The 25,045-nt window shown below is 50.9% G+C and carries 14 protein-coding genes; 8 read left to right on the top strand and 6 right to left on the bottom strand.

The genetic code is table 11. The features are described from left to right. Nucleotides 1–212: 212 nt before the first annotated feature. Complete coding sequence (locus H6G00_RS16290) at nt 213–1,838, top strand: hypothetical protein (protein WP_190797553.1); 1,626 nt, start codon at nt 213–215, stop codon at nt 1,836–1,838. 164 nt (nt 1,839–2,002) lie between these two features. On the opposite strand, the gene H6G00_RS16285 is transcribed toward H6G00_RS16290, so the two are convergent. Then, on the bottom strand, nt 2,003–3,100 hold the full coding sequence (locus H6G00_RS16285) for a DegT/DnrJ/EryC1/StrS family aminotransferase (RefSeq protein WP_190797598.1): 1,098 nt from the start codon (nt 3,098–3,100) through the stop codon (nt 2,003–2,005). A 370-nt stretch (nt 3,101–3,470) separates the two neighbouring features. Here H6G00_RS16285 and fetB point away from each other — a divergent pair, with 370 nt between their 5' ends. Next, nucleotides 3,471–4,250 (top strand): iron export ABC transporter permease subunit FetB, encoded by a 780-nt coding sequence (gene fetB / locus H6G00_RS16280; RefSeq protein WP_190797552.1) that lies wholly within the window; start codon nt 3,471–3,473, stop codon nt 4,248–4,250. A gap of 85 nt (nt 4,251–4,335) precedes the next feature. Here fetB and H6G00_RS16275 read toward each other — a convergent pair whose 3' ends face one another. After that, nucleotides 4,336–5,031 carry an aldehyde oxygenase (deformylating) gene (locus H6G00_RS16275; protein WP_190643591.1) on the bottom strand — a complete coding sequence of 232 codons (696 nt, stop codon included), beginning with the start codon at nt 5,029–5,031 and terminating at the stop codon, nt 4,336–4,338. Nucleotides 5,032–5,244: 213 nt separating this feature from the next. Between H6G00_RS16275 and H6G00_RS16270 the strand changes: the two genes are divergently transcribed. Continuing rightward, on the top strand, nt 5,245–6,093 hold the full coding sequence (locus tag H6G00_RS16270) for a carbohydrate ABC transporter permease (RefSeq protein WP_190797551.1): 849 nt from the start codon (nt 5,245–5,247) through the stop codon (nt 6,091–6,093). A gap of 44 nt (nt 6,094–6,137) precedes the next feature. Here the strand turns inward: H6G00_RS16270 and H6G00_RS16265 are convergent, their stop codons facing one another. Both H6G00_RS16265 and H6G00_RS16260 read right to left on the bottom strand, forming a co-directional pair. Then, nucleotides 6,138–8,660: a PAS domain-containing hybrid sensor histidine kinase/response regulator gene (locus H6G00_RS16265; protein ID WP_190797550.1), complete on the bottom strand. Its 2,523-nt coding sequence runs from the start codon at nt 8,658–8,660 to the stop codon at nt 6,138–6,140. Nucleotides 8,661–8,841: 181 nt separating this feature from the next. After that, entirely contained in the window at nt 8,842–12,225 is a 3,384-nt protein-coding gene (locus H6G00_RS16260) for a DUF1574 domain-containing protein (RefSeq protein WP_190797549.1), read from the bottom strand. 527 nt (nt 12,226–12,752) lie between these two features. On the opposite strand from H6G00_RS16260, the gene H6G00_RS16255 reads away from it, so the two are divergent. The 3 genes from H6G00_RS16255 to H6G00_RS34775 all read left to right on the top strand — a co-directional run bounded on the left by H6G00_RS16255 (nt 12,753) and on the right by H6G00_RS34775 (nt 17,070). Next, nucleotides 12,753–12,959: a hypothetical protein gene (locus H6G00_RS16255; RefSeq protein WP_190643587.1), complete on the top strand. Its 207-nt coding sequence runs from the start codon at nt 12,753–12,755 to the stop codon at nt 12,957–12,959. Nucleotides 12,960–13,181: 222 nt separating this feature from the next. Beyond that, nucleotides 13,182–16,292 (top strand): phosphoenolpyruvate carboxylase, encoded by a 3,111-nt coding sequence (gene ppc, locus H6G00_RS16250; RefSeq protein ID WP_190797548.1) that lies wholly within the window; start codon nt 13,182–13,184, stop codon nt 16,290–16,292. Between the two features lie 118 nt (nt 16,293–16,410). Beyond that, a complete protein-coding gene (locus H6G00_RS34775) occupies nt 16,411–17,070 on the top strand; it encodes a hypothetical protein (protein WP_199318531.1) in 660 nt (219 codons plus the stop codon). Between the two features lie 41 nt (nt 17,071–17,111). Here the strand turns inward: H6G00_RS34775 and H6G00_RS16240 are convergent, their stop codons facing one another. After that, on the bottom strand, nt 17,112–17,912 hold the full coding sequence (locus H6G00_RS16240; RefSeq protein ID WP_190797547.1) for an Rpn family recombination-promoting nuclease/putative transposase: 801 nt from the start codon (nt 17,910–17,912) through the stop codon (nt 17,112–17,114). 233 nt (nt 17,913–18,145) lie between these two features. Between H6G00_RS16240 and H6G00_RS16235 the strand changes: the two genes are divergently transcribed. Beyond that, nucleotides 18,146–20,794: a DEAD/DEAH box helicase gene (locus H6G00_RS16235; protein WP_190797546.1), complete on the top strand. Its 2,649-nt coding sequence runs from the start codon at nt 18,146–18,148 to the stop codon at nt 20,792–20,794. 750 nt (nt 20,795–21,544) lie between these two features. Further along, nucleotides 21,545–24,430, top strand: coding sequence for a family 10 glycosylhydrolase (locus tag H6G00_RS16230; RefSeq protein WP_199318530.1), 2,886 nt, complete (start codon nt 21,545–21,547; stop codon nt 24,428–24,430). A 186-nt stretch (nt 24,431–24,616) separates the two neighbouring features. Here H6G00_RS16230 and H6G00_RS16225 read toward each other — a convergent pair whose 3' ends face one another. Then, entirely contained in the window at nt 24,617–25,033 is a 417-nt protein-coding gene (locus H6G00_RS16225) for a hypothetical protein (protein ID WP_190797545.1), read from the bottom strand. Nucleotides 25,034–25,045 lie beyond the last annotated feature (12 nt).

The following is a 25,045-nucleotide window of genomic DNA, read 5'->3' as shown; positions in this document are numbered from 1 at the left end:
CCTTGCAAATTTCTAATAATCGAAGGGGGAGTTGGTGTCATCCCGAAATTCACCGAGTTGAAGTGCTAAATTTAGCAAACAAATCCGGAGAATTACAGCGCGAAGTCGTAGCCTCTGTTAGATCAAAAAGATGCGGCTGATGGGATTGGTGCAAACTACCGCAAATGTCAATCGTCCTCAGTCCGAACGTTCTTACTGTTAGAGGAACATCCATGACTTCATTCAATGATAAGTTGTCTGCTTTTGAACCGCCTATCACACCTGGGACTCCTGCCCCACCGCCCCAGACTGGTTCATCTGCCGACAACCCCTCAGCGCCAGCATCGCCCGATTCGGAAGTGGCTGCCCCCCACACCACTGCTTCAGTGCCGTTACGATCTGCAGCAGAGATTGACCTACAGAAGTTTAACCAACTGGTTGGCGATTGGGCTGGAAAACCCGTCGATGATTTGAAGCGGCTGTTCACCAAGCAGGTCCTCTTGGATGATCAAACAACCGTCAACTCTGAAACGATTAAAGTGCCTGGATTCATCGGCATTACAGATGATTTACAAGTACAAAATGCCAATGGACAAACCGTCTCCGGGCATGAAGATATTGCCAAGTTCTTAGATCGAGATGGGCTGTACATCTGCACCTACCAGTGGCATAAAGAACGGTATGGTGTGCCGCTAGATTTGCGTCAGCCCTTAGCCCAAGACATTTTTACCGAAGCGTTCATCAAGAATGAGGGACACCACTCTGGCGCAGTGGTACCTGCTCAGCGCAAAGACCAGAGCGGCAACTTGACCAAGTCCTACGCGACGTACAATGAGCCGGACAGCTATCACGGTGGGCTATATGGCAGTGATGGCTATGTTGCGGTGGCTCAGCGGCTAGTGTTTCCTGAATTTGTCACACCCAAACAGGCACGCGGTTACACGGATTCGATCGTTTGCTGGATGGGGCTGTTAAATCCCTTTACCCAGTTTCCTAGCAATTACAACGGCGGTGACCCGACTCGCGTTTCTAATCGGGCAGCACTGACTGAAATTTTAAAGAATGGTCTGCTGGCAGCGTTGGGAGATGCAGGGGCGATCGCCTTCTTCAAAAATCCTGCCAACCTGACCTATTGCGCTGAGTTCATATTTGTCAACCTGAACACGCCGGTCTATCCCTTCAACAAACGCGGTTTGGCAAAACTGTTGAATGGAGACGAAGCAAAAGCAGCCAAGATCTTAGAACTGCGCGATCAGCACAATAGAGGACAGTCAACCGTTCTAAGCCGTCAAACGGGCAATCCAGAATTCAAGAAGTTCCACATTCAAATGCCCGTTGTGCCAGAAGATCTGCTGCCTCTAGATGAACTGCTGGCAGCAAATGGGCAAAACGTTAAGCCAGACACGATTCCCGTGCCGCCTTTCAAAGTGTCGCAACTGATTCGCCGTGCTTTCCGCGTATTGCTCAAGCCCGAAGAGGTCAACAACGACCGGAAGCTGGCCGAAGCACGGGCAAAACTGTTTAAATCAATGGAGCCAGCCATTATTCAGCAGCTTGGGCTGGAAAACCTGCCGCCCAGCGCGCCTGAGTTGGTCGCAGTGCGCCAGTTTCTTGACATCGTGGTGCAAACTCTGTCCCAGCCAGCCTCTAACCGTGAGGAATTTGACCAGCAAATCAACGGGCTGTTGGCTAAAGCGGATGAGATGTTGGTGGGAGCGGGCGATCGCGCCTACTTCGTGCCCCCTCGCATCTACGTTGATTTGGGTCAACGGGATGGCGATGAAACCATGCCCAAGGGCTGGGGCTTCCGTTTGGAGACAGTTGGTGCTCTGGTTGCTAGAGGTGTAATTAAGGGTTGATTCTGATCCGTTGAGGACTGCCGAGATCTGCGAGTTCTTATAACCTCCTGCATGAATCGTTGCGCGGCTCCGCCGCGCAACGATTCATGCTTTTAAAACAGGATTCGTGCAGGAAGTCTTTTAAGAAGTTGAGGATCTTGATCTGGTCAGTTGTGGAGCAGGCGTTAATCAATCAGGCAGTCTTTGAGTGCGTAGACAACGCGATCCTGCTGCTCACTGGAAAGCTCTGGGAACATGGGCAGCGAGAGGACTTGCTGCGCCATCTGCTCTACAATCGGAAATTTTCCAGCCTGGTCGTTTAACCTGGCAAAAACGGGTTGCAGGTGCAGCGGTACAGGATAGTAAATCATCGAGCCAATGCCCTGCTGCTGAAGCTTTTGACGCACCTGATCTCGATAAAGCAACTCTGAACTAGTAGCTGAATCTTGGGTTAGCTGGATCGTGTACTGATTCCAGACGTGCTGCCCACCTGCGAGCGGTTGGGGCGTAATAATTCCTGGCAGGTGTTTAAGCAGTTCGGTGTAACGGTTGGCGATCGCCCGTCGCTTTTCATTCCACTCGTCTAAATAACGCAGCTTCAGCAGCAATATGGCTGCTTGCACCGCATCCAAACGGCTGTTTACGCCAATCTCCTCGGAGACATAGCGCTGCCGCTGTCCGTGATCGCGTAGGATACGAATTTTCTGGGCGATCGCTGCATCATTGGTTGTCACGGCTCCACCATCCCCACAGGCTCCCAGGTTTTTGGTGGGGTAAAAGCTAAAACAGCCAATATGCCCAATACTGCCAGTCTTCACGCCTTGCCATTCGGTTCCGGTGGACTGGGCACAGTCTTCAATCACAAACAGATTGTGGGACTGGGCGATCGCCATTAGCCGAGTCATGTCTACAGGCTGACCAAACAAGTGAACCGGCATAATCGCTTTGGTGCGATCGGTGATTGCTGCCTCAACCTGATCTAAATCTAGGTTGAATGTGTGTGGATCAATATCGACAAAAACCGATTTTGCTCCGGCTGCGCTGATCATTTCAGCCGTTGCGATGAATGTGAATGGCGTAGTAATGACTTCATCGCCCGCGCCAATGTCGAGCGATCGCAGCGCCAGGTAAAGTGCATCTGTACCAGAATTGCAGGCTATGCAATCCACGGCACCAATGTAATTGGCAAACTGCTGCTCAAATTCTTTGACCGCCGGGCCATTGATGTACTGCCCAGAAGCCAGCACGTCCGAAACCGCTGTACTGGCTTCAGCTTGAAGCATTTTGTACTGCTGCGTTAAATCAAAAGGGGGAATGTGGGTCACTCGCTTACACCAGAAAATCCAAGAATTTTACGTAGAGGCGAGGTTTAGCTGCCCCTACAGCCAGAAATTAGACAAAATCTAAGTCTATTTAGAAAAGACTTGAATATCATCTTCCCTCAACTCCTAAGATTGATGAAGCCCTGTCGTTGTTTCAGGTGAAAATCTGACCTAGAGGATGAAGAGAGGTAGGTGGGCAATGCCTCCCACGTATCCGACTCCTAGATATTGGAGAGTTCTCAAGCAAGGTTGAACGTTTGTAGGGGGAACGGCAGTTTGCTCTTACCAAAGCCTTGCTAGTTGTGCGTTGTCACTTTATAGAGCTTTAACTGTGAATTCACTCATTCAACTGGATTTAGTTCAACTCAGCTGGGCGTTAGGAATGATGGCGGTCGCAATTGGTCTGTCAGCATGGCAAAAGCTGGGTTTGGAAGGCAGTTTGGCGATCGCCACCTTTCGCACGGTGGTTCAGCTTCTAGCGGTGGGTTACGTTCTCTCTTTTGTCTTTGAACTGCGCGATCCCTGGTCGGTGCTGGCAGTGGTGCTGGTGATGCTGACGATTGCTGCTGTCGTTGCCCGTAACCGCATCAGCAAAAAGGTGCCCAATCTGCTGCCAATGGTGGGCGGCTCAATTTTCGTTGGGGCAGCGCTAACCCTGGCTTACACTAACCTGGTCGTGATTCGCCCTGAAACTTGGTACGAACCGCAGTACGTGATTCCCCTAGCGGGAATTCTTTTGGGCAACGCAATGAATGCGGCGGCTGTTGCCGGAGAACGGTTTGTCAGCACGCTCAACAACAGCCAGCTTGAAATCGAAACGCATCTGAGTTTGGGTGCAAAACCCTCGCAGGCGATCGCCCAATACCGCCGAGACGCAATCAAAGCAGGCTTAATTCCTACGATTAACTCCATGATGGTTGTCGGTGTGGTGACGCTACCGGGCATCATTACTGGACAGATTTTGAGTGGGGTGAGTCCTTTTGATGCGGCGCTTTACCAGATCTTGATCATGTTTATGTTGGCGATCGCTACCCTGATCACAACGCTGCTAACCATTCAAGGAATATACCGACAGTTTTTCAACCAAGCGGCTCAACTCGTGCTGCATTAATGGCGGCAGGATGAAAAAAGAAGCAGTACAAATCAAATTTGCACTGCTTCTTCACAAGAATATGATTAACGAAAGTCAATTCAATCTAAGCTGCTGCCAAACCATAAGCAGACATTCTCATAATGTCGCGGGTAGTAAAGCCAATATTGCTTAGGGCTTCGCCATAGCTGATCATGAAGTCTTCGACTAACGCTTCTTTCTCCATACCGAGTACATGAGCGTCGTCTTCAACCTGGCTCAGCATTCGCCAAACTAGAGGCAGGTTTTGCCGATTCGCTTCTTCCAGTTCAGCTCTAGCAGTTTCAAAATTTGCCTTAAGCCACTCTTCTCCGAAGTTTAGGTGCAGATATTCATCCTTCACCACACCCTCAGTGATTTTGCGGGCAAAGTCATCTGCAACCGGAATGTAGATGTTGTAAGCCGAAATTGCAAAGCACTCAATAATCAAGGACTGAATCAACAAACAGGTGACAACTCGCCCTGCCGCTGCGGCCTTCTGGAAGTTGCCATGCAGTTCAGCAAAGAACTGCTGCCCAAACTCCATATCAGCAGTTACGGCTAAATTGCGACCGCAAGCCTGAAAGCCTTTCTTGTGGCGGTTCTCCATCTTTGCCAAGCTTAAAAGCTGATCTTTTAGCTCAGGCAGCATTTCAGCAAGCCGCTGGTAGTTAGCGTAGGCTTCTTCCTCGCCTTCAATTACAATTGCATTAATTCGGCTGTATGCGTCTTTATAGGTTTCACTACGAAAATCAAGTTCTGGGCTGACTTCAAGCTGCTGCATAAGTCGGTCATCTCCTCGCTGCTGTGGATGAGTCGATCATAATTTATCGACCTCAATCAAGTCGTGAGGGCACACACGACTTGGTAACTTCTAATCTACACCCTACTGTTTTCAAATAGGAATTTACAAGCGATCGCCCCCAAGAATAGGAACATTCCATCTTTGGACAGAATTTTAGGGGATGCTTGTTATCAGTGCCTAATTCTATCACCCATGCTAGATTCAACCCCAAAGGAAGCTAAACCCAGTTTGAATGATTGGCTGTCTTGGTTAAATCCGCTGCTGCTGCTCGTTGGGGCAGGAGTGGTACTGGCTCCGCTGCTGGTTGTGTTTCTCACCTCGCTAACGCCACCAGGCAGCGTTGCAGGCGTAGATTGGGCTCAAAGTGAGTGGACTTGGGCAAATTACCAGGAAGCCTGGAGACGCGGCAATTTCTTACTGGCGTTTGCAAACTCTACGCTGGTAGCATTGGCAGTGACCGCCTTTCAGATTTTCACATCAGCTCTGGCGGGTTATGCGCTGGCGCGGCTCCAATTCTGGGGACGAAGGGCAGTTTTGCTGATTGTGCTAGCAACGCTGGTGCTGCCGTTCCAGATTTTAGTCGTACCAATTTTTTTGGTGCTGCGCTGGGGAAATTTAATCAACACCTATGGATCGCTGATTTTGCCGACTGCAGCAAATGGGTTTGGGATTTTTTTGCTACGCCAATATTTTCAAACTATTCCGGTGGAGCTAGAGGAAGCGGCAGCGCTAGATGGGGCAAATCGGCTACAAATTCTTTGGCAGGTAATTTTGCCGCTGGCTCGTCCGGCACTGGTGACGCTATTTTTGTTTACCTTCATCGGCGAGTGGAATGACTTATTTAAGCCACTTGTATTTACGACCCGACCTGAACTGCGAACCGTGCAGTTAGCGCTGGCAGAATTTCAGGAGCAGTTCACTAATGAATGGGCGCTGTTGATGGCAGCAGTGGTGATTGCGACGGTTCCAGTTGTGGTGCTGTTCTTAGTTGGTCAGCGTCAATTCATTCGTGGCATTGCCGCAACGGGAATTAAGAATTAGGGCTTGTACTGTATTGATGCTCAGCTTCATATAGAAGCTGAGCATCAATCCTCTCGGGTCTTTAACTGGAGCGCAATTGAGACTCTTCTGTACTCAGAGATGAGCTGTACAAGCTGAGCTTCTGTGTTTTCTGTGGTACCCTGACGAGCAAGTTTCTCTAATTCTGCACACAGCTTGGGCAGCCGAATTGCACCCAGGGTCGCACTACTAGACTTAAGTGTGTGACTGGCATGACGGAGCACAATCGCATCTTTTTGGGCGATCGCCTTCTGGATCTTCTCCAACAGTTTAGGAGCTTCTATCAAATAGCAATTCACTAGCTCTACCAGTAAGTCTGGATCGCCTGCTTCGCTACACAAAGCTTCTAGAGCAGGTTCATCAATTGTTGTAGACAGCTTAAGCGAAGTCGGAAGGTGGGTGGATTGCTCAGAGGCAAGGGAAATGGGGGCGATCGCCTCAAAATAGAGATGGCACTGCTGCAAAGCCTGAACTAGCTGCTCATTCCGAATAGGTTTACTGATGTAATCATTCATGCCTGCGGTCAAACAAGCTTCGCGATCGCCCTGCATAGCATTAGCCGTAATCGCAATGATGTAAGGTTGCTGCGCCGCTGACCAGCGCTGGCGAATTTGCTCTGTGGTCATCAGCCCATCCATCTCTGGCATCTGCACATCCATCAACACAAGATCGTAGAGTTGCCGAGATAGCGCATCTAAGACTTCGAGTCCGTTGTTGGCAATATCTGCCTGATATCCCAACCGCTTTAGCAAATGCAAAATCACTTTTTGGTTGACCAGATTGTCCTCTGCCACCAAGACTCGGAGTGAATGTTGAGGCGATCGCTGAATCGGCTCTAATAGAACCGCTTTGCCGATCCGAGCCGACTCATCTGTCGCAGTGAAAACGTTGACTAACGCTTGATAAAGCTGAGCCTGTTGAATCGGCTTGTTCAATGTCGTGGCGAACTCGACCGTTGTTTCCCATCCCTCCATTGGCTTGCTTGTCGTCATCAACAGCAGCGGCAACTGATTCTGAAACTGCTGTTGCATCACACCCGCAAGAGCCCAGCCATCGATCTCTGGCAACTGACTGTCTAAAATTGCCACGTCAAACTGCCTTCCCTGATTGAGCAAAGCCAGAGCCTCTAACCCTGACGCAACTGCACAAACACTCATGCCCCAAGCTCTTGCCTGAAGGGTCAGGTTTTGCCGGTTGGTTGAATTGTCTTCTACAATTAGCAACCGCTTTTGAGCGAGAGGCGTAGGGGAGGGTGACTGAGCCGGGTTGGGGGCGATCGCCTTGACTCGAACCGCGCAATAGAATGTAGAACCGCTGCCCAACACACTATCTACCCAAATTCTGCCGCCCATCATCTCGCTCAAGCGCTGACTGATCGTCAACCCTAAGCCCGTTCCCCCATGCGTGCGGCTAATCGAAGAGTCAACTTGGCTGAAGGGCTTAAACAGGCGAGGCAACCGATCTGAAGGAATACCAATGCCCGTATCCTTGACTGCAAAACGGAGAGCATAGGTTGTCAGAGATGGATCGCTGTCTGACGAGGACGTGTTAGGTAGCGGACGAGCAACCACCGAGACTGTCACCTCTCCCTTTTCCGTAAACTTGACGGCATTGCCCAATAGGTTCACCAGAATTTGACGCAGTCGCGTCACGTCGCTCACGATTACTTCAGGCACCTGTGGGTCAATCAGGTAGGCTAGCTCCAGCCCTTTTTCGTTCGCTTTAGGGGCCAGCAGATTTAGCGCACTCTCAACGCAAGTCCTCAAATCAAACGGATTTTCCTCCAGGTCGAGCTTAGCGGACTCAATTTTAGAGAAATCGAGAATGTCATTAATAATGCCCAATAGCGCTTCACCACTGTTGCGAATGGTGGCGATAAAATCTTGTTGCTGAGGGGTTGGGTTGGTATCCAGCAGCAGTTCAGTCATGCCGATCACCGCATTCATGGGTGTACGGATCTCATGGCTCATCGTGGCAAGGAAATCACTCTTTGCCCGGTTTGCGGTTTCGGCTTCCCATCGCGCCTGTTCTAACGCTGCATTTTTCAGGATCAGTTCTGCTTCTGCCTGTTTTCGCTGAGTGATGTCGAAGATAATTCCGTCTAACCACATCAGGTTGCCCGCTTCATCCCAGGCTCCCTGCCCCTTTTCATAAACCCAACGAATGCTACCGTCTGGTCGAATGATGCGGTATTCCACTTCGTAGGGCTGTCGTTGCTGCAAGCTCTGCTGCACCAGTTGACTGATGCGAGGCGTGTCTTCGGCGTGTTCGATGCTGGCAAACGATCGCACCCGATCATCGACAAAATCAGAAGCCGGATAACCAGAAATTTCCTCGATTACATCGCTGATGAATTCTGTCTTCCAAGTTGGATTCTGCAAACAGCGAAAGACAGCCCCTGGAATATTCGCAATGAGCGATCGAAATCTGGCTTCCTGACGCAATGCTGTTTCATGAAGGGTGTTGGGGTAGCGCCCCTCTTCTTGAGTTTTTGCCTCTGGCTGTTGCCATGCTTGCTCAGTCCGCTGAATTTCACTCATACCATTCATGCTGACTACCTCACTGCTTAGGGTTCCACAAACTGACCCAAAAGCATCGGTGTAGAGTGAATTGCGCCAGCAAATGTGTTGGCTTCGCGAGTACTGCTGATTTTGAAGTACGAATTTTTAGTGAGAATGCCGCACGGCACTTCCACTAAAATTCATACCTGGATTAAGCAACGCCAATTTTTTACTCTAAGGCTTGTGCAGGGTTTGCCCAGGGAATGAGTGGGTCTTGGGCAAGTCGCTTAGAGACTTCGTAAGCTCCATAGCGGTTGAGGTGGCTGGGGTCAGAAAAGTAAGCATGTTGCTCTAGCCAGAGTTGTCCCAGATCTCTGAAGATGAATCCGGGTTGAGACACAGATAGCTCTAGCATGTACTGCTTAAATTCTTGCTCGTAGCCTGCCCGAACTGGGTCAAGATACTCCTGAGATAAGGGCAAATTGACAAAAACAATCGGAATACTGCGCGATTGGGTGAATTGCAGTAGGGATTGCAGTGCTTCTGCCTGATTGCCCGCAATTCTAAAGGATTCGTAATCGTTGTCATAGTCTCCAGGAACTCTGGCGTATTCCTGGTAGTAAGTGGCTGGATTAAATTGAATGGAAAGGGGTAAGAAACCATCAAAATCCATCAGCCCTTGAGAATCGGCATTTGCGGTTTGAGGGCTGTTTTGCTGCTCCCCTCCCAAGGGTTCTGTTTCGGTCATCACCCCAATGGCTGTAATGGGTTCGGTTTCTGGCAGGAGGGTGCTGACCTGCTGTTGAAAGAGGGATTTGAGGCGATCGCGTTCCTGATAAACCGTTGAGACGGTTCCAACCCGCTGGCTCAGCCAACGATCGAATGCCTGATAGTTTGCGGTCAGGGTTGCAGCAATGCCACCTGCCTGCGGTGCGGTTCCAATGCCGTTACCTGCAAATCGATAGCTGCTAGAGGTCGGGCTGGGCAAAGCGCCACTGATCATTTGGCGATAGCCTTCTGAGGCAGTAATTCCGTCGTAGGTGACATCAACGCCACCGCTATTAAAGGCACGAGCGCCATCGGCCCACAACAGCAGTTTGGGCAATTGGTCTGGGGTCAGCACTTGTTGAAGAATCAGGTTGACCACCTGAGCAGTTGCGCCATTTACGCCAAAATTAAATATTTCGATGTCGGAGTAGCCGAGTTCTGCAAGCGATCGCCGCAGCGCCTCCGGATCAACTCCGCGCAATGCCCTGGAGCTGCCAATCACCAAAACATCAGGTGGTCCAGACTCGACCAACCGCTGATGATAAAGCGCAATCTTTTGATCAAACTGCTGACTATTAAAGGTGGGGTAGGGTGAGCCATCCGCAAAGGTTAGCGCCATGTCTGGGCTAATTAATGGGGCTGGATCGCTGCTGGGTAGGTCAGCTGGTTGATTCCTGGGTAGACCGTTTGGCTCGGCTGAGTCAGGGTTAGCTTGGGCTGCTGCACTGACAAAGCTGGACGTATCAAAAATATTTTGAGCATCTTGACCCGCTTCAGGTGAAGGTTTTGCTGCATCTGCCTGTGCGTCAACAGCAACAGGTGGCAGATCAGATACAGGAGGAACAGCATCAGGAGAGGGCGCAACGGGTGGGGTAACAGGAAGGGTTGGAGTTTCAAGTAATTCGGGCGATCGCGCTTCTACGACAGAGGCAGGAGCCGATTGCAGGACTCGACCCAGCATCCAGTCTGCCTGCACCATCAACAGCAAGCCAACCGCTCCCCAAACTAGGGCAATGCCAACTTGCCGAGTTGGGCAGGCATCATGCAACTCTGCACCCTCTTGAGGGATAAAAAACTGAGAGCGCAGAAACGTCTGTTGAACGGCATGAACAGCTTCCTGACGTAGCTTCGTCCAGGCGGTTTGAATATCCGTCGGGGTCAGATCTGGACGGATAATCAGCTCATCAGAACGGGTAATCAGGTCGCCTACATACGCATCAGTTGCAGCAAACTCCGGAGCCGCTTCGGGCACCAGCCGATCGCGCAAGTTAAAGTCAGCCCCGTAGCTCCAGCGCGGGCGCTTTTGTCCCGATCGCCGTCCATAGACACGCACTCCGGTGATGCCGGAAATTTCCAACGGACGCAGGAAGCGGGCGATCGCTGAGCCGACCTGTTGCTGCTGTGGGCAAACGGGGGCATCGCTCATGATGTGCAGCAGATCTTGCTTGAGCAAAACCTGGAGCCGAATGCCGCCTGTCGCGAGCTGTTGGTCTAAATCGGGGTTGAGCAAGCGGCTGAGCAAAAATGCAATTGCGGGGCGATCGCCTTGCTTAGCCAGATCAAGCGTTGATTCAGCCAGGGCAGGATGCTCCGCTGCAGGCAAATTCAGCCAATTGACCCAGGCAGGAGCCTCCTGTCCTGGCACCTGACCATAAACTGTCGCAGCGTGAATGCCTTGAGGGGCAAGAGTCGCTAACAGGGGTCCAACAGTCGCATTAATCGCTTCCTGGCTGGGAGCCGTTTCGCCAACTGCCGCCTGAGACTTCTCAGAATAGCTGAAAGACAGATGCAGCGTTGCCTCTTTTAGCGAAGCCGTCGCAACGTGAATGTTTGACTCTACCAGCGCCCGATTAACCAGTCGGGTTATCGCCTCGACGTCTCCCCAGCGCGCCCACTCTCGCAGCATTTCTTCGGGCGGAGTCAGGTCTACGCGCAAGACCCAATCTGGCTTTGCTTCTCCCTGCACCTGAATGCTGGTCAGCGCATCTCGATATCCTTCTAGCTGCAAGTCTCGCAGTAGTTTGGCGATTGGTTCGGCAATGAGGGAAGGAGAAGGACTGTAAGCCGCTTCACAGGTAATCCAGAGTCGCTGGGCAGGGTGAGCCGGAATTGCCGTCACTGCAGCAGGAATGGAAGTGGCGGCACGGCTGGAGTAAGGGCTAGCTTTAACGTGAACTTTGACTGCAACCCCCTGAGCACTGAGGGTTTCGCTTAAATAGCGGGCGATCGCATCAGGTTGTCCTTGCTTAGCTAGACTGCGATTTGAAATGGCGATCGCCGAACGCTTTGCAGCAGAAACGGGTGGCTTCAAGACCGTCGAAGTTCGCCCTGATATTCCTGAGCCTGAGTCTGGGCTAGATTTGGCAGCGGAGGACTTGCGAACTGGCTCAGCCAGCTTGCTGGGCAGCGTCGAAAATTCAGGAACAACAGGAGCAGGTTCTAGGGGGACGGGTTGAGAGGGATGCTGCTCTTCGGGAGGGCTTTCTGGGGTAGGGGGATACTTTTCTGCCAGTAGCGCTTCAAGGTGCTGGTCAAGCTGGTTGAGATGAATCGTAAACGTCCATTCAGGGCGATTTTGCCCTGCAACTCGACCATCCAGTGAGATTTGGTAAATTTGCGGCTGATCAGCTGGAACCAGCTTGTTCAGGTCGGTGTGCTTGAGCGATTTGACCAGGCGAATTAGGGTGTCTATTCGTTCGGTCTGAGGCAGTCCTTCACAGAGAATATAGAGACTGTTGCCCCGCAGCCGAAACTGAGTCCGAACTGGGATCTCAATCGTCTGATGAAACCACTGAGCCAGGGGCGATCGCCCTTTTGAACGAGATGCGTCTACTGGATGTGCCATCAGAACGTTACGTTAGTCTTACTAGTCTTAACCGATTCAAAACTTCTAATAATCTTGCTCTCAGGGATAGCATACTCTCACGCAGGTCAATTCAACAGTTCTCAACTGACCGAGCCACGAAATCTGTACCGCTCTAGTACCGCTAAACCCCCGTGAAGCCTGGTCTGTTGCAGAATTGTTGTGAAGCTGTGCTCCATTCAGTAATCTCAACTTTTGGCAATGTTCTAGCATAGGTTTAACTACACCTTGTAGTTCCAGTCGCTTGAGCACCAACTCTTCTCTCCTTGAGTTTTCTACAGTCCGATTCCCAAGCCTTGAATAGAAGTTTTGCTTTGCTATCTAGTCTGATCTTATCGATCACGCTTCAGAATCTTGGAGAATGCAATTGAGAATGCAATTTTTGTAAACTCAGCAGATTAACTCCAGTCGATCAACTTCGTTGACTATTTCGTAGACTAACTTGCGATCGCCCACAAATCTTTCCTTGACCATTCTTCCTCTGATAAACAGTTGGCTTAGATAATAATATGTTGAACCTTAAAATTTCTTCAGAACTTTTGCTTGGGTTAGCTACAGCACCTTTACTAGTCGGTCTATTAGCAGGTAAAGCACTGGCTGAGTTGATGCAAGATCTAGGACAGGCAAGCGAAGAGGTGTTTCGGGGCGATCGATTGCCTGTGCTTGACTTTTCTACTACTGCAGATAAATCTGACGTAGATGTAACAGAAGTCTAAATCTGCGATCGGTCAGTATTGACACAGTTGGGATTGCCAAGCCTGAAGAATCTGCTATCAGGCTTGGATTAGCTTTTGATGCAACAAGCTGTTGAGTTCAATCCTCCGAATTCAGGATTAACTTATTTCGGAAAATGGCGTATACCGTTTCTTATGCTGAAAAACTAGAATTTATCCCGCTAAAACCCATAGAATTATCGAGTATTCTTGCCAGGACAGACTATGAGTTCAACACTCCACTCATCTGATGATGCTTTTAGTTCCGGCACAGCAACAGAATCAAAGGCAGAACAGCCCGTTGCGCTGACCTCTACTTCAGATCTGTTTCTACGTCATCGCCTCAAGGTCGTAGAAGATTTGTGGGAGGCTGTTCTCTTGCAAGAATGCGGTCAGCAGCTTGTCGATCTGCTGCGCCAGCTGCGGGACATGTGCTCCCCCGAAGGACAAGCTCCCGAGTCCGTCGAATCTGAAGCTTTAAAGGTCGTCGAAAAGCTTGATTTGAATGAAGCAATTCGGGCTGCTCGGGCCTTTGCGCTCTACTTTCAGTTAATCAACATCGTTGAGCAACACTATGAGCAGCGCGGACAGCAACAGCAATATCGAGCCGCTTATGAAAATGCCAATGGCGCTAGAGAGACGATTCCGGGTTTTGCTGCCGAATCCTCTCTTTTGCCACAAGCCGATGAAACGAAAAGTGGTGGACCCCAGGCAGACCTGTTAGAGAAGAGTCTGCAAGAAATTTCCTCACGGCGAGAATCTGCCAGTCTCCAGGGGCTATTCCCAAAATTGCGGCAGCTCAATGTGCCGCCCCAGCAGATCCAGCGGCTGATTGACAATCTGGATATTCGGCTCGTTTTCACGGCTCACCCGACCGAAATTGTGCGTCACACCATTCGTGACAAACAGCGACGCATTGCTAAAATTTTGCGGCAGCTTGACCAGGCAGAAGAGGGTCTACAGGCATTTGGGGTAGCGTCTTCGTGGGAAGCGATGACCCTACGTGAACAGTTGACCGAGGAAATTCGCCTGTGGTGGCGCACAGATGAGTTGCACCAGTTTAAGCCAACGGTCCTGGATGAAGTAGACTACACGCTGCACTATTTCCAGGAAGTGCTGTTTGATGCGATTCCCCAGCTCTATCGGCGGTTTCGCCATGCGCTGCACACTACTTTTCCACGGTTACGGCCGCCTAGCTATAACTTCTGCAAGTTTGGCTCCTGGGTTGGCTCTGACCGAGATGGAAATCCTTCTGTTACCCCACAAATCACCTGGAAGACAGCTTGCTATCAGCGTAATCTGGTGCTGGAGAAGTATGTTCAGTCGATTAAGCAACTAACGAATTTGTTGAGTCTGTCGCTGCATTGGAGTGATGTTTTGCCAGATCTGCTGGAGTCGCTGGAGCAAGACCAGATGCAGATGCCAGAGGTGTACGATGAGCTGGCAATTCGCTATCGGCAGGAACCCTATCGGCTAAAGCTGGCTTACATTCAAAAACGCTTGGAGAATACGCGCGATCGCAGCCTTCAGCTTTATAAAGGCGACTGTTTCCAGGATGAAATTCCAGAAATCAACCCGGCTGCAATTTACCGCTTTGGTACAGATTTTCTGGCAGAACTGCGGCTGATCCAGCGCAACCTGGAGGAGACGGGGCTAAGTTGCAAGGATCTGGAAAATTTAATCTGTCAGGTGGAAATTTACGGTTTTAACCTGGCTTATCTAGATATTCGTCAGGAAAGCTCACGCCACTCGGATGCGTTGGATGAAATCGGCAACTATCTACAGATTTTGCCTCGCGCTTACAACGAGTTGTCGGAGGAGGAGCGATCGCTCTGGCTAGCGACCGAACTGCAAACCCGTCGCCCCCTCATTCCAACGGAACTGCCCTTTTCTGAAAAGACTTGCGAAACGATTAAAACCTTCCGCATGGTGCGAAAGCTGCATCAAGAGTTTGGAGCAGAAATTTGCCAAACTTACGTCATCAGCATGAGCCACAACGTTAGCGACCTGCTGGAAGTGCTGCTGCTTGCTAAAGAAGCTGGACTTTACGATCCCTCAACCGGATCGGGTAGTCTTCAGGTCGTGCCGCTATTTGAGACAGTTGAAGACTTGCAGCGAGCCCCAGGTGTAATGCAACATCTGTTTGAGTTGCCGCTCTACCGATCCTATCTGTCGGGGGGCTACAAGCAGAATGAAGAAGGAGAAGAAAGCTCAGCTCTGGCAACCCAGCCGCTGTCGCTCCAAGAAGTGATGTTGGGCTACTCTGACAGCAACAAGGATTCTGGTTTTCTTAGCAGCAACTGGGAAATTCACAAGGCGCAGCAAGCATTACAGCGAGTGGCTGAGCGTTATGACATCTCCTTACGCATCTTTCATGGACGGGGCGGTTCTGTAGGTCGGGGTGGCGGTCCAGCCTATGAAGCGATTTTGGCGCAGCCCGGACGCAGTATTGATGGGCGAATCAAGATCACTGAGCAAGGCGAAGTGCTGGCCTCTAAGTACAATCTGCCAGAACTGGCGCTGTATAACCTGGAAACGATCGCCACTGCCGTGATTCAGGCTAGCGTGCTGCGAAACGGCTTTGATGATATTCAGCCCTGGCACGAAATTATGGAAGAAATCGCGGCGCGATCGCGTTCTCACTACCGCAATTTAATCTACGAACAGCCCGATTTTATTGACTTCTTTCATCAGGTCACCCCGATCGAAGAAATTAGCCAACTGCAAATCAGTTCTCGCCCGGCAAGGCGTGGCGGCAAAAAGGATTTGTCTAGCCTACGGGCAATCCCCTGGGTATTTAGCTGGACGCAGACTCGCTTTTTGCTGCCTTCCTGGTACGGCGTAGGCACGGCAATTCAGTCCTTTTTAGCAGAAGAACCTGAGGAAAACCTGAAGCTATTGCGCTACTTCTACTACAAGTGGCCCTTCTTCAAAATGGTGATCTCTAAGTGTGAGATGACCCTCTCTAAGGTGGATTTGCAAATCGCCAGTCACTATGTGCGAGAGTTGACTCATCCTGAAGATCGCGATCGCTTCCAACAGGTGTTTGAGCAAATCGCTACTGAGTTTCACCTCACCCGCGATTTGGTTCTGACTATCACCGGACATAAGCGTCTGCTAGATGGCGACCCTGAGCTTCAGCGATCGGTCCAGCTTCGCAATGGCACCATCGTACCGTTAGGCTTCCTGCAAGTCTCTCTGCTCAAGCGTCTGCGGCAGCACAAAACCCATGCAGCTTCCGGTGTGATTCGCTCTCGCTATAGTCGGGGCGAACTGCTGCGCGGCGCACTACTCACCATCAACGGGATTGCCGCTGGCATGAGAAACACAGGCTGATTCAGATAAACGCAAAATGGATGTGTGCTATGTCAGTCGTGCATCGCACGGCTGATATGGCGATGAGATGGCTTAAGATAGAACCGCTAAAATCAATCCAGCGTCATCAGGAGAGAAGGTGCCCCTGCCCACTCAGCGAACCTTGATCTGTACCTTTGTGGCTTTGGCATCGGGAGCGTTTGGCTTTTTGATCGGTGGACAGATGAGTGTCAACGTTCAGACCCAGCGCTGTCAAACTCAACCCTGGGGCTTGCGAAATGTCTGTGAAGCCTGGGTCACTCCCGGAGCCGCGTGGCAAGGCAGCTTTACCGGACTCTGGACGGGTATGGTTTTAGGTGGCTTTGCAGGTGGGTTGGCAACTCGCAAGCCGCAACAAGAAATGCCTGTGGATGCTGCAAATCCTTCTGTCCAGGCTAATGAATCTGCTTTGCAGGCTAATGAACCTGACACGACAACTCTGGGAAACACAGGTGTAGAAGTTCCGCTTTCCTCAGATCTGAAGCTGACTCAAATGCAAAGAGAGGTGCTTCAGTGCCTTCTGATTCTGCTGGCAGCAACTTCCGATCACCAAAACCTTCCAAAACTGCCGTCTAGTAGCTCCGCTCACGCGCAGATCCTTTCCCCCGAACTGCAGGAATGGGCTAAAGTGACGGCGCGATCGCATCCCCTAGCAACTCAAAACATCACACTGTCTCAGGCAAAACAGCTTTTGGTCGAACTGGGCTTCTCAGAGAGGGCGATCGAGCAGGCGTGGCGAATTGTGCAGGTGGGAAGTTAGGGCAAAGACTCATTGCTCTGAATCCATTAGTCTCCGTCGATTCAGTTTTGTTGAATCGAATCTTGTAGTCTCTGTACCTGCTCAACTGACAATTCCGTTAGTTCTGCTACCTGTACAACGTTCATACCAGTTTTCAGTAAATTCAGAGCAACTTGAGCAACGCCTCTCTGAATGCCCTGCTGAATGCCCTGCTGAATCCCTTGATGAATGCCTTCCTGCAGGATCTCTTGGTAAATTACAGATTCTTTCATACTGTCTTGCCGCAGAATTCTGTGAATTAGCTCTTGATTTAATACTAAACCCGATAGAATCGCGGTGCATCCTGCTACGTTACTCTTGGTTTGACGTTCGGGAAGAGCCTGAATTTTTTGAGCAACCTGATCTAGCACGGAAACTGGATCGGTGGTACAGCTAAGGGGTGCAAAGGGTAACAGCCCGGGAGCATTGAGAAATAGATTTGTGGGCTGCTCCCAGAGGCGAATTACCTCAAACTCATGTCGGGTTTTAGGCAGGCTAAAGCAATTTTGCTGTACTAAGGGCGAGGTGCTGGGCTTCAAATAAATCACCACTTGATGCATGTCTCGATTCGGGAAACTGCGGTAGACCCGCAGGCGGTAGTCCGTCATCCGATAGGGAATCTTTGGGTCGGGTTCAGTTTGAAACTCAATATGCAGAACCAGATTGCTAGATTCCAGCAGAATTAGCGAATCAGTCCGAATTTGCTCATTGGAAAGCTCCGTCTTCAGCGGTCGAAGCCGATCAGATGAAGATGGACCCAACAGCCAGCTTGCTAGATCCGATGTGAAAGTCTCTGCTAAATATTTGCAAACGTTGTCGTACATCAAGAGCGAGTGATCATGCGTTGTTGGTCATTGGTTGTTTCCAGTAATTCCACAAATGACAAACAGCCCAAATAAAACTGTGCTCAACTGAAAATTGCTTATGTTTAAGTATGCACTTTTGGAGGAAGGCTCTAGAGAATGTCATCATTGAGATGAATTGATATAAGTTAAGAACGCAATTTTGCGATCGCCCCACCTTATTTCTTTGCCATACTGTGCCGGAACTTGAGCCAGTGAATCTTCAAAACTCTGTTGAACTTGATCTAGAAACATTATTTCCGTTTGAGCTGGATGACTTTCAGAAGCAAGCGATCGTCGCCCTAAACGAGGGGCGATCGGTTGTTGTGTGTGCGCCTACGGGTTCTGGGAAAACGTTAATTGGTGAATATGCGATTCATCGGGCGCTAGAGCAGGGTAAGCGAGTGTTTTACACTACGCCACTCAAAGCCTTGTCAAATCAGAAATTGCGAGACTTTCGCGATCGCTTTGGTGCGGAACAAGTCGGGCTGCTGACTGGAGATGTCTCCGTCAACCGGGATGCCCCCATTGTGGTGATGACCACCGAAATCTTCCGCAACATGCTTTATGGTACGCCAATTGGTGAAGTCGGCGTTTCCCTCACCCATGTAGAAGCAGTCGTGCTGGACGAATGCCACTACATGAACGACCGCCAACGCGGGACGGTCTGGGAAGAATCTGTAATCTACTGTCCGCCCGAAGTCCAGCTTGTCGCCCTGTCTGCCACCGTTGCCAACAGCGATCAGCTCACCGACTGGATCGATCGCGTTCACGGACCAACCGAGCTAATTTATTCAGACTTCCGCCCAGTTCCGTTGCAGTTTCACTTCTGCAACCCCAAAGGGCTGTTTCCGCTGCTCAATCGCAACCAGAAGAGCATTAACCCCAACCTTAAGCACAGAGGCAAACAACGAGGACGGCAGGATACTCCTAGTTTGGCGTATGTTGTCAGCCAGCTTCAGCAGCGAGATATGCTGCCTGCTATTTACTTTATCTTTAGCCGCAAGGGATGCGATGCTGCCGTCAACGAGCTACAGCAAATGTCGCTGGTGAATGAGGCAGAGGTACAGGCGCTCAAAACCCAAATTGATAACTTCCTGCATCGCAACCCAGAAGCCGGTCGTAGCGGGCAGATCGAGCCGCTATATCGCGGAATCGCAGCTCACCACGCCGGAATTTTGCCAGCCTGGAAAGGTTTAGTTGAAGAACTGTTTCAGCAAGGGCTAATCAAGGTTGTGTTTGCCACCGAGACATTGGCTGCCGGAATTAACATGCCTGCCCGCACCACGGTTATTTCTAGCCTGTCAAAACGTACCGATCGTGGTCATCGTCTGCTCAACGCTTCCGAGTTTCTGCAAATGGCAGGACGGGCAGGACGACGCGGCATGGATGAATTGGGTCATGTGGTGACGGTGCAAACCCGTTTTGAAGGCGCATCTGAAGCGGCTTATCTGGCGACATCAGGGGCAGACCCGCTAATTAGCCAATTTACGCCCAGCTATGGCATGGTGCTAAATCTGCTGCAAACACACACCCTAGGAGAAGCAAAAGACCTGATCGAGCGCAGTTTTGGGCAATATTTGGCAACGCTACACCTGAAGCCCCAGCAGCAGGCGATCGCTGACCTTTTCGCTGAGCTAGAACACCATCAGGCTCAGCTAGCCGCCTTTGATAGCACTCTGCTTGCCAACTACGAAAAACTTCAGGAACGGCTAAAAGAAGAACGCCGTTTGCTCAAAATTTTGCAGCAGCAGGCGCAGGAAGTGCAGGCAAGTGAACTTGGCACAGCGCTATCCTTTGCGATCGCCGGAACGGTTCTCAGCCTCAAGGGAAAACACGTCCCAGTGTCGTCTCCCTTGCCTGCGGTGCTAGTCACCAAAGCGCCTGGGGCAGGTCAGTTTCCCTACCTGGTTTGTCTGGGTAAAGACAATCGCTGGTATGTGGTTACGGTTGCTGATGTGGTCGGGCTGCACGGTGAATTTCCCCGATTGGCAGGCGTAGACCACCTCAACCCACCCGCTGAAATGCCGCCTAAACCGGGGCAGAGCCGCAGTGGCAATGAGGAAACGGAGGCGATCGCCACCAAAATTCCCCAACCCCCCTCTATGCTTGACGTTGCCCCCGAAATCCAGGCACAGCTAGAGCGAGTTCAAATGGTTGAGGCTCAGATTCAAAGTCATCCGGCACAGGAATGGGGCAACCCAACGGCACTGCTCAAACGGCAGCACCGAATTGAGCGAATACAGGATGAAATTGGCGATCGCCAAGGCAAGCTCGGCAAACAATCCCAGCGTTACTGGCAAGAATTTCTCAGCTTGCTAGAAATTTTGCGACACTTTGGCTGTGTCGAAGAAGTTACCCCAACTCCGATGGGGCAGGTCGCCGCTGCTATTCGGGGAGACAACGAACTGTGGCTAGGGCTTGCTCTAGCATCCGGCGAACTCGACGACTTGGACCCTCACCATCTGGCCACTGCCTGTGCTGCCTTAGTCACAGAGGTATCGCGTCCTGACAATTGGATTCGCTATGATCTCTCGCCAACCGTTGAAGAGGCACTCAGCGGACTGCGAGGCATTCGTCGTCAGCTTTTTCAGCTTCAGCGACGCTATCAGATTGCGCTACCCGTCTGGCTAGAGCTGGAATGGATTGCTTTGGTTGAGCAGTGGGCATTGGGTGTAGAGTGGGCAGAGCTTTGCACCAACACGAGTCTGGACGAAGGCGACATCGTTCGAATTTTCCGCCGTACCCTCGATTTTCTTTCCCAAATTCCCCACGTTCCCCACCTTCCCAGTGCGCTGAGAGCCAACGCTAACCGAGCGATTCAGCTAATCGATCGATTCCCTGTGAATGAGGGAATTGAGTAAGTTTGTGGTGATGCCGGATGACCAGGCTTTGCTTTGTACCCCTAGTCGCAAAGCTTTACTCCATTCCTCTTGCTTAAGGCAGAACTGATTCCTTCATAGGATTTTTTAATTGCCTAAGCTACAAATTTCTTGCTGTGTGCTGCGCTTAGCAAGGTACACAGCAAAAAACTAAACCTGCTCAAGCGCAAAGCGCGGTAGGTGAAGATTACTCTAAGTGAAGATTATATGTAACGACAGGTTGCAGGGTTTTCAGCACAAAGCGGAAACGATAGGATAAGTGACGACAAGCTCAAGGCTTATTTACTCTGCTGCAATGGGAACAATCAAAAGAATTATTCACTTTGCTGCAATGAAGCGCTTAGCTTCCTGATTAAACTTTCTACCTCAGTAAAATTTTGTATCAGGGACATATCCAACTATCACTTTCCTGAAATAACTTCTCTGCCACCAAGCTACTCACAAATTTCACTGATTGTGGCTGGCTTTGTATGGACTAGTTCATCATCCAGTATTTTTAGCAGATAGACCGGTTGCCTAAATATGAGATCATCCTTTAAGCAACTTCATATTTGGTTCAATCAGTTAACTGAAGCCTAAGACCCTATTCGTGCCCTGCAGATCACCATCCCAAAACTCAATCATTCAAAAGCCCAATTGAGTTTTAGATGGATTCCGAGCGCAGGAAGCCAGCGAATTTAGCCATGCTTCTGCAAGGTGTTGACCGCATTTGGACGTGAGGAGTAAGTTTCATTGATTCATCGCTTTAGTCAGCCGCTCCGTCAAACCCAAGCGCGGCGCAACCATCGTACTGCCAGATGGAAGAGAGTTTTAGCCGGAACCTTATCTGGAACTCTGTTGTACGCTCCCACTCTATTGTTGAACGTTCAGGCTGGGACGGCACCCAGTTCTCGTGTAGCACAGGCACGGCGGTCGCAGCCCCTCACGCTGGGCGTTGTTCGCAGTCAAGACAATGCATTCCAGTGGAATCAAGTGACAACTCGGCTGCAAGCCGCAGAACTGCCCTATCAGGTGATCGATTTGCAGCAGGTGCAACGAGCTGCTGACCTGGAAGGCTTTACGGTAATTTTCTTGCCAAACGTGCAGACGATTACGTCGGCGCAGCTTTTGGCCTTAGAGTCCTGGATGAATCGGGGCGGCAGGCTGATCGTCAGCGGTCCGGTAGGTAGCTCTTCGTCTTATGGGGTACAGCAGGCATTGCGATCGCTCCTGGGAGCCTACTGGGGCTTTCAGCTTGAGCAGCCTGCTGCGCTGGAGCCAACTTCTGACGCAAACCAGGCATGGGTGAATGAAGCGGAAACATCAAGCTCTGTCCTGGGAGCAGCCGTTATTCCCGATGGGTTGTCGAGTCAGACGGTCGCCACCTGGAAGAATGTTGCGGGTAATGGTTGGTTTGAGCATTCCCAATCAACGGGCGGCAGAGATACGGTTCCAGCGGTGGTGATTACAGAGCGAACCACCTTTCTAGGCTGGCACTGGGGCGGAGATAGCTCCGGCTCAGTTGCGTTGGATAGCACCTGGTTGCGGGCGGCACTGGGTCGTCATGGCGATGTCGCCTCAATGTCTGATGAAGCGCTTCCTGCTCCATCAGCCGTTAATCAACCTGATCAGGCTAACTTTCCAGCCGAGTTTTCATCTCGCACAGAGGCTCCAGCTGCCCCTGTTGCTGAGATGGCTCCCAACCCCACACGCCCAGGGCGATCGCCTTCCTCCAGTCCGGTCACTCCTAACTCTTTAGACCCAGCTGAGCAGGTTGCCCCAGCAGGCGTGCCGGTTGAAATGAGCGCTTTGCCGATTACGACGCTGGAGGCGATCGCCATGCGTCAGGAGCTAGAAAATCTGATTGGTCGATTTGAAAGCGCTTTGCTGTCAGCAAATTCAGCCAACAGCAGCGTCAGTCTGAGAGACGTTGATGCTGCTACGAATAGCGCTGGAAGTAATCCTGTGCTGACCGCCAGCGCTGATGGTACTGTTCTTGCGGAGAGACGGTCTAGCAATGGTGAATCGGTCAATGAAACGGTGCGTGAAGCGCAGCAAATTCTAGAAGAGTTTCCTCAGCTTGTTGCGGCACGAGACTATGCAACTGCACGACGGCAGTGGCTTCGAGCTAGAGAAATCTTGTGGCAAAACTTCCCCACCGATCGCCCCTCAGCACAGCCCGAAATTCGCGCTATGTGGCTTGACCGGGGCACGATTGTACGAGCGGGTTCGCGACGTGGACTAGAGCAAATTTTTGATCGCCTCGCTGCCGCTGGAATTAATACTGTCTTCTTTGAAACGGTGAATGCGGGCTATCCCATTTACCCCAGCGACGTTGCGCCTGAGCAAAACCCACTTACCCGTCATTGGGATCCCCTGGCAGAAGCGGTTGATCTGGCGCACGAACGCGACATTGAGCTACACGCTTGGGTATGGGCGTTTGCAGCAGGCAATCGTCCGCACAACACGTTACTCAACCAACCCGCAGACTATCCCGGTCCAGTAATTTCAGCGCATCCCGATTGGGCAAATTATGACAACCGGGGCAGTATGTTTCCGCCGGGGCAGGGCAAACCCTTTTTAGATCCTGCTAACCCTGCGGTGCGGCGATATTTGCTGCGCCTGTATGACGAAATCGTGACGCGCTATGACGTGGATGGCTTGCAGCTTGACTACATTCGCTATCCCTTTCAAGACCCTAGCGCTGGTCGCAGCTATGGCTATGGACTGGCTGCTCGTCAGCAGTTTCAGCGGTTGACAGGGGTTGACCCCGTTGAGATTTCACCCAGCGATCGCCAGCTTTGGCAGCAGTGGACAGACTTTCGCACCGAGCAGATTAACTCATTTGTTGCAGATACTGCCCGCCAACTGAGGCAACGCAACCCTGACCTGGTTTTATCGGCTGCCGTCTTTTCCATGTCAGAACATGAGCGGGTGCAAAAGATTCAGCAAAACTGGGAAGTTTGGGCGCGGCGTGGCGACGTTGATCTGATCGTGCCGATGAGTTATGCAATGGACACCAACCGTCTACAAAGGCTGGCTGGTCCCTGGCTAGATACAGACGCAGATCTAGGTTCCATCCTGGTATTGCCAGCAATTCGCCTGCTTAATCTGCCCGAGTCGGCCGCCCTTGACCAGATTCAGGCCTTGCGTGACCTACCGGCCGGGGGCTATTCGCTATTTGCGGTTGAGAATCTGAACGAGAATCTGCAAGGCATTTTCAGCCGGACTCAGGGCGAAACTGATACTCCCATTCCCTATCGTCAGCCGTTTGCCACAGCAGTAACCCGATATAACGCCTTGCAGCGAGAGTGGAGCTATTTACTAGAAAACGGGCAGCTTTGGATGCGCGACCAGCAGCTTGAGGAATGGCGCACCGAGGCAGAAGCTCTGGAACTGGCGCTCAACGAGCTAGCGGATCAGCCCTCCCGACAAAAGTTAGAACGGGCTAGGTTGCAGTTAAACAGCTTCCGTTCTAATTTCAATCGGTGGATGTATTTGCAATCGCTAAACCACAGCTACCGGATTAGCACTTGGGAAAACCGACTAGCCGTTTTAGATACGTTGCTGAACTATGGGGAAAGGGTGGTGATTGAGCAAAGAAATTCCTCAACGACTCAGGCTACTTCAACTCCCTGACCTAAAAAGAAGGAGGAAAGCAAAGCTTTCCTCCTTCTTTTTAACTGTGGTAACAGCTATACAAATCAGGGTGTTGTTGATTTGATGTATGAATTTCGTAGGGTCATGGCATTGCCATGACCCTACAAAGGGGATTGAAATCCGTGAATCATACCCGCATTCAGCAACGCTTAAATCAGAACAGAATTAGCGAATTCTACGCTTACGAATAGCAGCAGAAGGGTGAGGACGATTTTTGCGGCGACGGGTTGCTGCTCCGCCACTCACTAACCCCAATAGGGCAAGCGGTTGAAAGTTGCGGCTTGTATGAGGTTTTTCAGGCTGGGTGATACTGGCAGTTGGGCGGTTGCCCTCCCTCATATGATTGGCATACACCTGATCCGCCAGTGAAAGTGCGCCTGTTGCAATGACAATTCCCAAAAACATGGGATTGTGTCCAGTCAATACTCCTTTCTTGATCACAAAAGAAGCATAGACAAAGTAGAGCGAAATTAATAAACAAATGACCAGCAAAACACCAATGACAGCCGGACTATTAGCAAACGTGTAAATTGGACCTTCTGCTGCAGAAAACTCTTCAAAAGTCTCAAAGGGACTAATCATTTTCATTCCTCC

The sequence above is a fragment of the Leptolyngbya sp. FACHB-541 genome (assembly GCF_014695875.1).
In the GTDB taxonomy this organism is placed as follows: domain Bacteria; phylum Cyanobacteriota; class Cyanobacteriia; order Elainellales; family Elainellaceae; genus JAAUTN01.
The sequence above is the reverse complement of the archived record's forward strand: the minus strand, read 5'-3'. Positions and strand labels throughout refer to the sequence as shown.